General features: G+C 52.9%; 13 protein-coding genes. All 13 read left to right on the top strand.

Annotated elements, in window-relative coordinates; genetic code table 11:
* Nucleotides 1-2: 2 nt before the first annotated feature.
* The 13 genes from top6B to E3E36_RS00195 all read left to right on the top strand — a co-directional run bounded on the left by top6B (nt 3) and on the right by E3E36_RS00195 (nt 13,642).
* Complete coding sequence (gene top6B, locus E3E36_RS00255; RefSeq protein ID WP_167893472.1) at nt 3-1,703, top strand: DNA topoisomerase VI subunit B; 1,701 nt, start codon at nt 3-5, stop codon at nt 1,701-1,703.
* A complete protein-coding gene (locus E3E36_RS00250; protein WP_167893471.1) occupies nt 1,696-2,856 on the top strand; it encodes a DNA topoisomerase IV subunit A in 1,161 nt (386 codons plus the stop codon). Before top6B ends, E3E36_RS00250 begins: the two co-directional genes overlap by 8 nt.
* On the top strand, nt 2,853-4,100 hold the full coding sequence (locus E3E36_RS00245) for a DUF530 family protein (protein WP_167893470.1): 1,248 nt from the start codon (nt 2,853-2,855) through the stop codon (nt 4,098-4,100). Before E3E36_RS00250 ends, E3E36_RS00245 begins: the two co-directional genes overlap by 4 nt.
* 4 nt (nt 4,101-4,104) lie before the next feature.
* Nucleotides 4,105-4,506, top strand: coding sequence for a DUF1699 family protein (locus E3E36_RS00240; RefSeq protein WP_167893469.1), 402 nt, complete (start codon nt 4,105-4,107; stop codon nt 4,504-4,506).
* 40 nt (nt 4,507-4,546) lie between these two features.
* On the top strand, nt 4,547-5,317 hold the full coding sequence (locus E3E36_RS00235; RefSeq protein WP_240911784.1) for a DUF4129 domain-containing protein: 771 nt from the start codon (nt 4,547-4,549) through the stop codon (nt 5,315-5,317).
* A gap of 69 nt (nt 5,318-5,386) precedes the next feature.
* On the top strand, nt 5,387-7,537 hold the full coding sequence (locus E3E36_RS00230; protein ID WP_167894639.1) for an McrB family protein: 2,151 nt from the start codon (nt 5,387-5,389) through the stop codon (nt 7,535-7,537).
* Nucleotides 7,534-8,925, top strand: coding sequence for a restriction endonuclease (locus E3E36_RS00225; protein WP_167893467.1), 1,392 nt, complete (start codon nt 7,534-7,536; stop codon nt 8,923-8,925). The genes E3E36_RS00230 and E3E36_RS00225 overlap by 4 nt, the downstream gene beginning before the upstream one ends.
* Before the next feature lie 69 nt (nt 8,926-8,994).
* Nucleotides 8,995-9,801, top strand: a complete 807-nt coding sequence (locus E3E36_RS00220) for a GTP cyclohydrolase IV (protein WP_167894638.1) — start codon at nt 8,995-8,997, stop codon at nt 9,799-9,801.
* Between the two features lie 287 nt (nt 9,802-10,088).
* Nucleotides 10,089-10,454, top strand: a complete 366-nt coding sequence (locus E3E36_RS00215; protein WP_167893466.1) for a hypothetical protein — start codon at nt 10,089-10,091, stop codon at nt 10,452-10,454.
* A 69-nt stretch (nt 10,455-10,523) separates the two neighbouring features.
* Nucleotides 10,524-11,615 (top strand): hypothetical protein, encoded by a 1,092-nt coding sequence (locus E3E36_RS00210; RefSeq protein ID WP_167893465.1) that lies wholly within the window; start codon nt 10,524-10,526, stop codon nt 11,613-11,615.
* 4 nt (nt 11,616-11,619) lie between these two features.
* Nucleotides 11,620-12,387, top strand: a complete 768-nt coding sequence (locus E3E36_RS00205; protein ID WP_167893464.1) for a hypothetical protein — start codon at nt 11,620-11,622, stop codon at nt 12,385-12,387.
* On the top strand, nt 12,384-12,845 hold the full coding sequence (locus E3E36_RS00200; protein WP_167893463.1) for a hypothetical protein: 462 nt from the start codon (nt 12,384-12,386) through the stop codon (nt 12,843-12,845). Before E3E36_RS00205 ends, E3E36_RS00200 begins: the two co-directional genes overlap by 4 nt.
* Nucleotides 12,842-13,642: an ABC transporter ATP-binding protein gene (locus tag E3E36_RS00195; protein ID WP_206203450.1), complete on the top strand. Its 801-nt coding sequence runs from the start codon at nt 12,842-12,844 to the stop codon at nt 13,640-13,642. Before E3E36_RS00200 ends, E3E36_RS00195 begins: the two co-directional genes overlap by 4 nt.
* The last annotated feature ends 35 nt before the right edge of the window (nt 13,643-13,677 follow it).

The raw sequence follows: 13,677 nt of genomic DNA, 5'->3' as shown, positions 1-13,677 counted from the left end.
AGATGGCCGAGGCGAAGCAGCTGTTTAAGGAGTTTAAGATACAGAGCGTCAGCGAGTTCTTCAGGCGAAACGCGGCAATGCTCGGCTATACGGGCAAGATACGCTCCCTCACCACCGTCATCCACGAGGCCGTAACAAACTCCCTCGATGCCTGTGAGGAGGCCGGAATACTGCCCTACGTCCGCGTTGAGATCGAGGAACTCGGAAGGGAGCACTACAAGGTTATAGTTGAGGACAACGGGCCTGGAATCCCGGAGAAGTACATAACCCACGTCTTCGGCAAGATGCTGGCCGGAACGAAGGCCCACAGGAACATACAGAGCCGTGGCCAGCAGGGTATAGGTATAAGCGGTGCCGTCATGTTCGCCCAGATAACGAGCGGAAAGGCGACCCGCGTTATAACCTCAACGGGCGACGACAAGATAATCGAGGCCTGGGTCAAGATAGATGTCGACAAGAACGAAGGCAAAATCGTCAGGAAGGAGAAGCACCCCAATCCAAAGGGCTGGCGCGGCACTAGGATAGAGCTCGAAGTGAAGAACGTCCGCTACGTCCGCTCGAAGCAGGGCGTTTACTGGTACCTCAAACTCACCGCGATAGCAAACCCCCACGCCCACATCGAGCTTATTGAACCGGACGGAAAGCTCATTGTCTTCCCGCGTTCGAGCGAAGAAATACCCGAGCCGCCGGTCGAGATGAAGCCTCATCCGCGCGGCGTTCTAACGGACGACGTTTACCGTATGGCCAAGAAAACGAGGAGGAACACCGTAAAGCGCTTCCTCATCGGTGAGTTCTCGCGCATAAGCGACAAGAAGGTTGACGAGCTTATCGAGTACATCGCGGCGCTGAGGCTCATAAAGACCGAGAAGGACAAGAACGTCCAGGAGCAGCTCTACGAGAGGCTCGCGAAGGGGGAAGTCAAAGCCGTCCTCCGCTCCTTCAGAGGCTACACCAAGGTCGTCAAGCAGGTCGCCAAGATCATGGAGAAGCCGCCGGAAAAGCTCACCTGGCAGGAAGCCGAGGAGATCGTCGAGGCCTTCAAGTACATGAAGTTCCTCGCACCGCCCACCCACGGTTTAAGGCCCATAGGGGAGGAGAACATTGAGAAAGGTCTGAGGGGAATCCTCAAGCCGGAGTTCGTCACGGCGGTAACTAGGCCGCCGAAGGTCTACTCCGGTGGTATCCCCTTCCAAGTCGAGGTCGGCCTAGCCTACGGCGGAGAAATCCAGTCCGGCTTTGATCTGCTCCGCTACGCCAACCGCGTTCCGCTCCTTTTCGATGCTGGTTCGTGTGTGACCACTCTGGCGGCGCGCTCGATAGACTGGAAGCGCTATAAGGTGGACGACCTTGAGAGGGCCCCGCTCGTGCTCATGATAAACGTCATCAGCGTCCACGTGCCCTACACCGGAACCGGGAAGCAGAGCATAGCCAACGTCGATGAAATCCAGAACGAAATAAGGCTGGCAATAATGGACGCCGCCAGAAAGCTTCAGACCTACCTCAGCGGCAAGCACAGGCGTCTAGCACAGGTGAAGAGGAGGAAGACCTTTGAGAAGTACGTGCCAGAGATAGCCAGAGCCCTGAGCGTCCTGACCGGGGAGCCGGAGGAGGCCATCAGGGAGTATTTCATATCATATATAGAGAACCACTTCGCGGCCAAGGCAAGCCAGGCCGGTGCCGGGGAGGTGAGCGAGAATGCCTAAATCCAAAGCGGTGAAGCGCGAGAAGCCGAAGGAGAGGTTCTCCTACGACCCCACCAAGGTGCTCAATAAGCTGGAGGAGTACGGAAGGAGGATCCTTGAAGACATAAAGGTCGGAAAGAACCCCTACTTCGACATACCTACGCGCGGCCTTAACAACGTCTACTTCGACGAGAAGAGGCGCGTCATCAGGATGGGCGACAAGCTCTCAAGGCGCTACTTCCTCAACGTCGCCCACACGAGGAAGTTCATGCAGACGCTCCTCCTTATGGCATACGTCAAGCGCCTCGTTTCCGAGAACAAGCACGCGAGCCTTCGTGAAGCCTACTACGCTAACAAGCACACCATTCCGGGCACTAAGGAGAACACGTTTGAAGACCAGCGAGAGAGCGACCCGATAATAGAGGACCTTGAGAGGATGATGGGCGTTCTCCGTGAGGAGATGCACCTTACAGCGGACAGGCGCGGTTACATCTACGGCGACATCGTGATACGCGACGGCGAGGACGAGTTCAACACGAGCAAGCTCGGCATGGGCGGCTGGGCAGTTCCGGGAACGGTGGAGCACCTCCAGTTCGTTGAGGTCAACGTGGACTACGCTTTGGTCGTCGAGACCGCGGCCATGGCCGACCGTCTCATCGAGGAAAAGTTTCCGAAGAAGGAGAACGCCCTCATCATAGCCACCCAGGGCCAGGCCTCACGTGGAGTTAGGAGGCTCATTCACAGGCTCCACTACGAGGAAGGGCTGCCCATCATAGTCTTCACCGATGGAGACCCCTACGGTTGGTACATTTACTCCACCATAAAGCAGGGCTCCATCAACCTCGCATACCTCAGCGAGAAGCTGGCAACCCCTGAGGCCAAGTTCGTGGGCATGACCATGGACGACATAGAGCGCTATGGCCTCAAGAACGTCACCGAGAAGCTCAAGGGCATACCGCCAAACAAGAAGGGCGGTCCGACGGGCGACTACAAGAGGATCATCGAGGAGATGAACTACCCGTGGTTCCAGAACAAGGAGTGGCAGAGGCAGCTCCAGCTCGCTCTCAAGATGGGGGTCAGGATAGAGCAGCAGGCCCTGGCGAACAAGTCTCTTGAGTTCGTCGCGAAGAGGTACCTCCCCGAAAAGATAAACAACGGTGAGCTGCTGCCATGACGACGACGGAAGAGCTCGTCGCGCAGGTCAACAAGATACTGGACGATATCGGTATAGACATGGACGGGCTATTCGAGACCTTCGACGTCCCGTCTATCTCCTACCGTTTGAGGGAAAACCTCTCGCTCCTGCAGGAGCTGGAGGAAGACCTCTCTAGGCGCGTTGGTGAGGTTACGCCCTCAGCTGGGTTCTCCGACAGGAAGAACAGGGACCCCCACATCCAGTGGATATACAAGAAAAAGCGCAATAGGGTTCTAGCCCTTGAGAGGCTCAGGGCGGCCATAACAGCACACAAGATGGCCCTCGCTCTGATCTCGGCCAACTACACCTTCTTCCTCGGAAAGAGGCTGATAACTATCAAGGAACTGACGAGGGAGAACGTCGAGAACGTGAGGGCGGTTCAGAACCCCGTCCAGCTCGGAAGGGTTGAGGCCCTGCCGCATCTGGCTTACTCCGGCGATGTCCTGAGGCTTCTGGCCAGGGAGAGCATAGCGGTGAGGGAAGCCTTCAAGTTCATAAAGGGCAAGCTCCGCGAGAAGGGAACCGTCAGGACGCGCGGTCTGCGCATAGAGGTCGAGTACTGGGAGAACAACAGGCTCAAGAAGGCGCGCATTGATCTGCCTGCCGATGCCGACATAGAGGGCGAGCTGAGGCAGCGCTATGGAAAGCGCTTTCGCTGGAGGGTTCTCAGCTTCGTCAAGACCAGGGGGGTCCTCATAAACAACCACTACACCGTCGACAACCTCGCGCTGGCTTACTCAATCCTCGACCCCGAGGACGGGGCCAAAAAGCTCGGCCTCGACCTCTTCCGCTACTACTTCCTCACGTCGGAGAACGACAGGGAAAGCCTCGGCCTCTACCCAGATATAAGGCTCTGCATCGACTGCCACTACTCGATATTTGACCTCCCCTTCAGCGATGAGCCGGGCTTCAGGACGGGCCACGGCAGTATGCTCCTCATTAGGAAATGCGAGATGGAGAAGGCTCTGGTCGGCAGGAGGAAGGACATAGCCAACATCCCGAACCACCTGCTCGGGGGGGTCCTCCTCTACGGCATGAGCGGTTACAGCGAAAGGAAAGTGGCCGAACTCCTTGGAATCTCTGAGGACGAACTGACCGAGGCAATAAAGAAGTTCGTCATCTCGGGCCTGCACAAGACGCTCTTTGCCGACACGAAGAAGTTCGAGAAGTTCATGCCGAAGAGCGACAGGGCGAAGCAGTTCTTGGCCCTCCTCCAGGGGTGAGGATATGAGGGTGGAGATAAAGGCCAGGAACAACGAGGAGCTGATAAGGAAGCTCAACGAGAGGCTGAACGAGGAGGTTACCGAGGTCTACGTCAACCTCCGACCGACGAAGGAGATACTCGTGAGGATCCTCGAACGCGCCCCGAACGTGAGGCGCATAAGCTGTCCCCCCAGCCTCTACCCCAAAGTCTCGAAGAAGGTCATCTCGGCCCTGGCACAGATGGGCATCGAGCTCGTCCCAGAGGGCTACCCGCGAGGCAGACCGAGGAAGTACGACGAGAGGACGGTAAGGCAGGTGAGGGAGCTTCTCATGAGGGGTGTCCCAGCGAAGGAGATAAGCTCCCGCATGGGGATTCCCCTCAGGACTGTCTACTACATGATAGAGCAGGCCGAAAAGAGGGGGTAGTCTTTTATAAATCCTCTTCTACTATGAGACTGTGAGGAACATGGAGCGGTACAGGGCGTACGTCGCTCTCACCATGGGTACTATAGTTGTGGCTTCTGCTCTTCTTCAATCGTCCACGATTCACGGCGGGACGACCGTATTTAATTTCGAGTGGTACATCTTCCTGTCGAGCCTCTTTCTCTTAGGTGCGGCCGGCTATGTTATCAGGATGCTCCTGGAGGAGGGGCCGGTTATAGGCGGGAGAAAGACTGAGAAAAAACAGCTCGTAAGGCAGGTGGTAACCCTTCTGGCACTTATGGTTGCGGTATACCTCCTGACTCACAAAAAGCCCGAGGAACTAACGGAGGGCAGGGGGATAGGCAGAAGCATTTCGGGTCTGTGGTACAACGTTACGCCCAGCGAGTTCGTCGTGGTCTGGCAACAGTTCCCGGACTGGACATACATCATTCCGCTGGCCCTTTTTGTGATCCTTGTTGTAACTGCAAAGCGCAGGAGAAAAAGAAAATACCCGTTTGAGGTAAAGTTCGAGCCGGGGATGACCTACGACAGCATTGAAGGAACCCCCGCGGAAAGGGTTATAAAAATGTACAAGAATGTCGTTGCCGGTCTCGTTATGAAAGGCTACCCCTACAGGGAGAGCTGGACCCACTGGGAGCATGAGGAGAGGCTGAAGGAGATATTCCCAGACCTGAAAGACCTCGACACCCTGACGAGGATATTCGAGAGGGCGAAGTACGCCGGCAGGCTGGACGAGAGGGATGTTTCCCTCGCCCGCGAGAGCTACGAGCGGCTGATGTCCTTTCTGAGGTAGTCAGAACCTCCGACGGGCGGGGAAAAAGATTTAATAACCGGACGGCTTGTATTCCTATTGGTGATTGTAATGATCCGTCCTGTGCCGATGAAGACTTCGATGTATTCCATAAACAGGTTTTTGGACACCGAGTATGGGGACTTTGGCTTCGCCGTTGAAGACCTGAAGCTGTTTCCCGGCGGGAGGTATCTGGCAGTTCTGGTAAGACTGGACGACGACTCAAGGTTCATACACGTTTTTGGAACAAGAGGGCAGCCCCTCGAAGGTTGGGAGAAGGGCATTCCCGTGCCCTGTGCGGACGAAGTGGTAATGCTCCCCGAGGAAAGAAAACTTGCGGTCTTTACAAAGTGCGGAACGGGAGAGGTCAAAATCTATCCAATTCAGTCAGCCGATCCGGAATCGGAGGCGCTCTCAGTAACGTTTACCAGACTGCCCCTTTATGTCAGCTTCACTTCCCGGGGGAGGCTTTTGGTGTTCTGTGATTATAAGGTGGAGTACTTTGCACCTGCGGATATTGAGGTCATTAAGATTCCAACGCCACGGAATGGCTTTGCGTACATCCATTCGGTAAAGGACACGGAGGACTCACTTTATCTGCTCTATACATTCAAAGAGAATCAAAAGCCGCGCCTGGAGCTGGGAAGAGTCCCACTTCCGATGTTTCCTTACTACTCTTCCCTGGAGTTCTGGGATGGCATTGAGACCCTCTCAAAATCCAGCATTGTGCCTCAGGGAGGAAGGCCCGTAGGGGACATATGGCTGGAAAACGGCTCTTTTATGGCAGCTCTCGGCACCAAGGGGGGAAATGAGGTTTACATCATGAGCCCCGCCGGAACGAAAGTGGCACTGCTTCCCGGGGAGCTGGTGTTCCTATCATTCACATCCAGAGGACTTTTTGTCATAACGGGTATTTACGGTGGAAACCTGAAGGCCGGGCTCGTACCCTTCGATGTCATTAACACAGCCGAAAGGATAGGGGTAGAAGATTTCCGCGGGAATGCGATTCTGGGGAGGTATGTCCCAGGGGTCGTTAATCCAAAGTTTGCGGGAATATCAATGGATGGAGGAGTTCTTTACTTCGGCAGAAGCGGGGGCAAAAGTTCAGGTGGAACTTTTTACTACTTCCTCCGCAGGGACGTGGACTATCTGTACCAGCTCGAGGTGTCTGAAACGCCGGGTTGGGAAGCCAAATCCAAGGAAGCGGCCTCCGAACTTGGGCTGGAGGGACACAAAAAAGGGGAAGTGACTGGGAAAGTTGGAGGGACGTTTCTAGAGCCCCTGCTCAGGAGGTTCAAGCAGCTCATCATCTACGGACCACCTGGCACAGGTAAAACATACCTGGCGCTTAAAACTGCCAAAAACGCGGAGTTTGTCACCTTCCACCAGTCTTACAGTTATGAGGATTTCGTGGAGGGGTTCAGACCCTTTGAAAAAGGGGGGAGTGTTGTATACAGTGTCTCCGACGGAGTATTTAAGCGTCTGGCAGTGCAGGCAATATACGACTCCTTGCTGGAGGAATTCCGGGAACACAAAAACAACGCAGGGTATGAAGATATGAAGTTGGCCGTCCAGAAGTTCCTAGAAGAAAGGAGAAAAGGGAAAAAGACTGCTATTAAGCCCCGGAGAGAATTCTACATGGTAATTGATGAAATAAACAGGGGCAATATAAGCAGAATACTCGGTGAGCTGATAACCCTCCTTGATCCCGATAAAAGGCTGGGTGCCCCAAACGAGACTATAGTGACCCTTCCATACTCGGGAGAGCTTTTTGCGCTACCCCCCAACCTGTACATAGTTGCCACCATGAACTCGGCGGACAGAAGCATAGCGATGCTCGATATTGCACTCAGGAGGAGGTTCGCATTCGTGGAACTGTCTCCAGATCCCGAGAAGCTCAGAGGGATACATGTGGATGGGATAGACCTGGAACACCTCCTAACGAGAATAAACTCCATCATTGAGCAGGAAAAGGGTAAGGACTACACCATAGGGCACGGGTACTTTCTCGATGTTTCCTCCGCGGACGACCCAAGGCAGGCGCTCTACCTAGTCTTCTACCACAAGGTGCTGCCCCTTTTCCAGGAGTACTTTTACGGGAACTGGGAGCACCTTCGATCTCTCTATCCGGGTTTTGAGTTCATAGACGAGAGGGGGAGGATAATTCGGATGAACCTTGACGAGTTCATGGATGCCCTCCGCAGGCTGGTGGGGTCAGAATGAGGGCGGTGACCCTTTACGAGTTCCAGAGAAAGTACCTCCAAAGTCTCCGGGCTGAGGATATAAAGGTATCTCCCTCCGAGCTCCAGAGGTTTTTTGAGTTCATCAACAGGACTTACGGTCATGAAAATGACGTTCTGAGCCTGAGATACGACGTCAGCAGGGGGGACTACTACATCCAGGCCCATGGGAGTGTGGGCTTCGCATACTACCTTGGGGATGAGCCGTTCATGATACAGGTTCTTCCAAAACCATACAGGCACGATCCCGACCAGAGGCGCTCTATGAAGTTCTTCCTCAGCCTGCTCAACCTGAGCGGCAGCTTGGGTATGAGCCCACGCGATATAGAGCTTGCTGTCTCCGCCTACCAGGACGAAGGCGAGTTGATCCATGAGCTGTTCTTTTACCTTTACGTCTCCCAGCTGGGAAGGAAAATATTCCACGGGATGTACCAGGAGTACAATGAACTCGAAGAGAACGCCAAGACCATCCGGGGGAGGGTGCTCCTTTCGCGTTTGATCAGGACAGCGCCCGGGCAACTGGATATTCCCGTTAGGCATTCGATCCTTGGAATCGACAACCCGCTGAACAGGGTATTGAGGGCCGCACTTGAAGTGGTGACGGAGAACTCGGAGTGGAACGGGGTGAGAAGGGCGGCGGGCTCCCTTCTTGAGTACTTTAGGGGGGTTGGACAGCTCAATCAAAACGATTTCCACAGGGTGTCCTTCAACCCCCTGAACGAGAGGTTCAGGCCAGTCTACATCCTCGCAACAATAATCCTTAGGGGGTTCGGCAGAAGAAGTCAAAGGGGCACGGTGCAGCAGGGAGTTTTTATAGATATGGCGCACCTATTTGAGAACCTGGTGTACCACACAATAAAGAGGGCCCTAACTGGGAGGGGGATAGTCTACAGGGACTACGTTCTCCCGCACCTTGTTAAAGATTCCCGGAAGGTTGAGGCAGAACTGGGAGCCGTTTTTACTTTCGGGCCCCCTCTTCCGGATATACTGATTGTAACAGATTCTGGGAAATGCGTGGTTGAGGTCAAATACCGCAGTCTCCTTGTAAAGATGCGAGGGAAGTGGCGGAGAAAGCTCGTCCGGAACAGCGAGGAGCTCTACCAGATATACTCCTATTCCCGCCTCGCCGGTGGAAGTGCGGCGATCGTTTATCCCCGCTTGGAGGGGGCGTACAACCACTGGATCCCCGACATGTTTGAGCCCGGCGAAGAGGTTCTCAGCTTCTTCGACGGTACGCCCTTTGGACTCTTTGGATACGAGCTCTCTAGAGTCGGGACGGACGTGTTTATAACCCGAAACGGTGTCGTCTTGAGAGACTCGGTTGCCAAAAACCTTAGGGAACACCTGCTGTCTCTATGTGGGGGAAAATAGGTGAAGCACATCACGGCGTACATTTAAAAAGTCCCCCGCATAGATGCCCCTAAAAAGAGGGTGATGCTCATGCCGATATTTGAGACCCAGGAAGAGGTTCCCGAGATTAGAGAGCGTCTTCACCGTGTTGGAATAACGAATCTCCGCACGGTGGCAAAGATAAACTGGAAAGGGAAGGTGTACACTTTTCTCCCGCTCTTTGAGATAACTATCGACGTCCCGGAGGAGAAGAAGGGCATACACATGAGCAGGCTCGTGGAGAGCATAACGGAAGCGATGAGCGAGGCTGTTGAGGAAGAGGTAATGGAAGCCCACAGCTCGCTTGAAGAGCTTGGAAAGGCCGTCATTTATAGGCTCGAAGACAAGCACCCACACAAGAGGGCTGAGGTCTGGATAAGAACTCACCTTATAATCCCTCGCGAGACTCCGGCGAGCAAAAAGACAACCTACGAGCCCTACGACGTTGAGGTCGGTGTCATCAAGAACGAGGACGGAAGCTTTGAGAAGATTCTGAGGGTTAAGGTTATCGGAAACACCGCCTGTCCGCACGCTATGGCGAACAACAACGGCAAGACGCACATACAGAGGGCGATAGGCGAGCTTGAGGTGAGAACGGCCTTTGACGAGGAGATAGCACTTGAGGATATGATAGACGTCGTTGAGAGCTCCTTCAGTCACCCAACCTACACTCTGCTCAAGACGGTGGATGAGAACGCCGTCGTTCAGGGCATGTACAGGAACCCGAAGTTCGTCGAGGACGTTGCGCGCGAGATATTCGCCAAGGCGAAGAAGCGCTTTAAGGGCAGGATTCATGTGAGGGTCATCAGCAACGAGAGCATCCATAAGCACGACGTCATAGCGGAGACGTGGAGCTGAAGGGAGTTCGAAGCCCAATACATGTTCACCATTTTCCGGCAATCGAAATTTTTCGCGCTGATGGAACGTTTTGTTAAATTATTTCACTAATACTGGCATAACCCGGTTATTAACTCCGGATATTTCATGTCATTGCTTGCGCTATGTAATGGCAGTAACACAGTGTCACCGATTTTTTTTTGGAATTCATACCTAAACTTTGAAGTAAAAGTTAAATATTGTATCTGAAGTATCATATATTGCCCGACAGGACGTATTAATTACCTTCGGGCAGGAGGGTCGGCACCATGAAGAAGCTGGTTGTCATACTGTTCGGCCTGCTGGTAGTGGCGGCAGGGTTCGCGGCAGCGACGATCTGGCAGACCACGGTAGTTAGGAGTTATAAAGTAGGGGATTATGGGTGGGCTCTTGCTGAAGTTGGTGTGAAATACGATGTCAGCCAGCCGTATACTAACTACGAGATTATATATAAATATGGAAATGGTGGATTGACCCCGAATGCTGAGGAGATAAGAAAGTATACAGGGGTGCCGTATGCGCGGGTGGAGAAAAAAGAGTCTAGCAATGGAATAACAGTCACAACAACGGTCTATGTTACTGGTTTAGTAGTAGTCGATAAAGTTATCGCATCAGCAGGATGGCCCAACACTTGACATTGGTCTCTTTTTCTTCTTTGTTTTCACAATAACTAAGAGCCTTCTCTTGGAATGGGGGTGGAAATATTGAAGTCGTTGACTAAATATTTTAGGTTGCTAATGTTTTTACTCCTTCTCATTTTTCCAACATATGTCTTAGCTGAACCCTATTGGGCTAGACCCGGGGTCTACATTGAATATATAGCCCAAAGATACGATCCATACTTTGATTTGGTCAGAGGAGGTACTCCAGATCAAATACATACTGCTGAAGTTTTCCTTGATGTCAATGGTACCCTATTTATGATTTCTGCAAGTAGCAATACCACCGTTAGGTTTGACATTTTAGACAAAAAAGAGGGATACCTAAAAGTCCGGGCAATAATTGAGATGGAAAACGTGACGATTTCGTCCATATTCTTGAATGGAACGCAATATCCGGTCTTTTGGGATAGTGAAAGTATTATGTCAAAAAAATTGCTTCCAAGCCATGATGCAGGATTCCGTGACTGTGTCTGGCTTGAAGTTAAGCTGGACAAGATTCAAATCTCGGGAACGTACCTAATACGACTTAGTGATGGTGCGGTCTTCGATATGGATGGCAACTATTATGGACATACGTTCCTATGGATTGATCCAAACAATTCCCTAAAAGTGAATGAAACGTTTTCTGTTATGGGAAATACAAATGTCACTATTTGGGCTGTGGGTACCTTCAATGAGTCAGTAATGACATATTATGGACAATTTGGTCCCCCATTGATTTCGGTTATGGTGACAACGGGAGACTTTGAGCTGTCGCAGAAAGTTGATAAAAAACGCAGATATTCCCTGTTTGAGGTGTCTTTCAATGGACCAAGTGCTGGGATAATTTATGACCCATCAACTGGAATCGCAGTATATCCAGCAGTGATAGGAACCGCTCCTTACGCTGATTTCTATGCAATAGGCATAAGATGGGCAGTGTTTGAGGATCAGCTATCAGGATATCAGATGCTGGCGAAAAAAGACAGTTCTTGGAAATTCGGCCTTGTGCTCTATGACACTAATGCAGATTTTGGAGCCGTTGAGACCGTAGAGTATCCGAGACCTAAAACCCCGATGGGATATATCTTCTACGGCATTCTGAGCCTCCTTGGTGCTGTTGTTATCTGGAGTATGGCAGAAAGACGGAGGTGAGCTCATGGGACGCATCTACACTCTCTTCCGGTGGGAGATGAACGACACCATAAAAAGCGTTCTCCTCATTTTTGGGATTTCATTGGCGGGGATGTCTATGAAGCAGGTCCTAATGGGAGTAAGCCACTATACAGGGTTTGCATCTGGGACTGAAATTCAACTCTTTGGTGCCTCCAATGCTGGTGGAATATTAACTTCAATCCAGGAACTCCTTTCCCTTGACGACGTCTGGACACTTCTGAGCTTCCTTGTCCTGCTCCTTGGCGCTTTGACCTTCCGCTACGACAGGGACAGCGGCGTTGCACGTTCGATCTATTCCCTTCCCTACTCCAACACCGAGATATTTGGGGTAAAGCTCCTGTCGTTGCTGATCTACGGGTTCCTGATGGTCCTGCTGCCCTTCGTCTACGTCACCCTGACCACTTACGCTAGCATAGCCGGCTATCTCACGGAGATAACGTCGAGCTTCATCGGCGATGCGCTGACCCTGGTCGTCTTCCTCGTGCTCTACCTGATAGCGGTTGCCACTCTGGTATCCCTCGCCTCGCCCAACGCATTTCTTGCCTTCATGGTGGGCTTCGCCCTCATATACGCGCCTAGGGTCATTGGGACGTCGGAGATACCGCCCCAGCTCTTCATTGACGCTATAGCTCGGAGCGGAAGTGCAGACTTCACTCCCTTCACCGTACACTACCTCGGCTGGGGCCTGCTCGTCCCTGCTATCCTCTTCGCCGTATCGTGGGTTCTAATCAGGAGGAGGGATGTGGTGTGAGGTTCTGGGCGGCTCTCCTCGCGGCAATGCTGATGCTCACCGCTGGCTCACTCTGGGTTTACAGCTCCTACGAAGACAGAGTGGGTTCCATAGGGCCAGTTTTCCTCTCGCCGGTGGAGCATCAGGGAAACGTCACCAGCATGGACTACGTCACTGCCCACACGCCCACCAGCTCACTGGTGGAGGCGTCATGCAACGGCAATGGAATGGTTGAGGTGTACGACATCATCACGGGAAAACAGATAGATAGGCACGGTGTCTACAGCCACGCAAAGTATCAGTTCGTCCTCCCCCGTGAAGGGGACTACCTCATAATCAACAACGGCACCGACAGATTGACCTGCTCGTTCAGGTTTATAAAGAATTACCCGACTAAAGAAGTTCAGGACGCGCTCTACATCAGCGGCTCCGTCTTCGCTCTTCTCCTCGCTCTCGTGGTCTGGAGGTGGGCCAGATGACGCTGATAGAGGCAAAAGAACTTAGGAAAATCTTCGGAAGCATAAGGGCGCTCGACGGCGTAACGGTTGAGATTCCCGAAGGGATAACCCTCATCCTCGGCCCCAACGGCGGCGGAAAGAGCACCTTCCTCAAGCTGGCAACGGGGGTCTACAGGCCGACCTCCGGAGAAATCCTCGTATTCGGGGAGAGGCCGTGGAACAACGGAAAGCTGAAGGCACGCTTTGGAGTCGCCTACGACCCGCCAGCGTTTCCACAGTTCGTGACGGGAAGGGAGTGGCTCACACTATTCGCCAGGAGCAAGGGGTTTGACGAAGAAGACGCCGAGAGGGCCGCGGAGCTCTTCGACGCCAAGTCATTCCTTGACAAGAGGATAAACGGCTACTCTTCGGGGATGCTCAAGAGACTTTCACTCGCCCAAGCCTTCGTAGGGAAGCCGGAGCTAATATTCCTCGATGAGCCCCTCGCGAACATAGACTTTGACAGCATGGAAAGGGTCATCGAGATAATCGAGGACATGAAAGGCAGGACAAACTTCGTGATAATCAGCCACATCTGGGAGCCGCTTCTCCCCGTGGTAGACTGGGTGGTCGTCATAGGGAACGGAAAGCTCGTCCTGAGTGGGAAGGCAGAGGAAGTGCAAGAGGAAGTTGAGAAGCTGTTTAAACCACGCATAAGACGCTCAAAGATGGGAGAGGCCCCGGAGGGCCCTCCCCGGGGCAGGAGGGTCGGCAAACTCCAAGCGGAGGTGAACCACCTGAAGTGGAAGCCCATGCCGGTTAATATTTTTGGGAATTAGATTTATTAAACTTTTTCCCCTCTTTTCCTGGGGGA

The sequence above is a fragment of the Thermococcus sp. M36 genome (assembly GCF_012027355.1).
Taxonomy (GTDB): domain Archaea; phylum Methanobacteriota_B; class Thermococci; order Thermococcales; family Thermococcaceae; genus Thermococcus.
The sequence above is the reverse complement of the archived record's forward strand: the minus strand, read 5'-3'. Positions and strand labels throughout refer to the sequence as shown.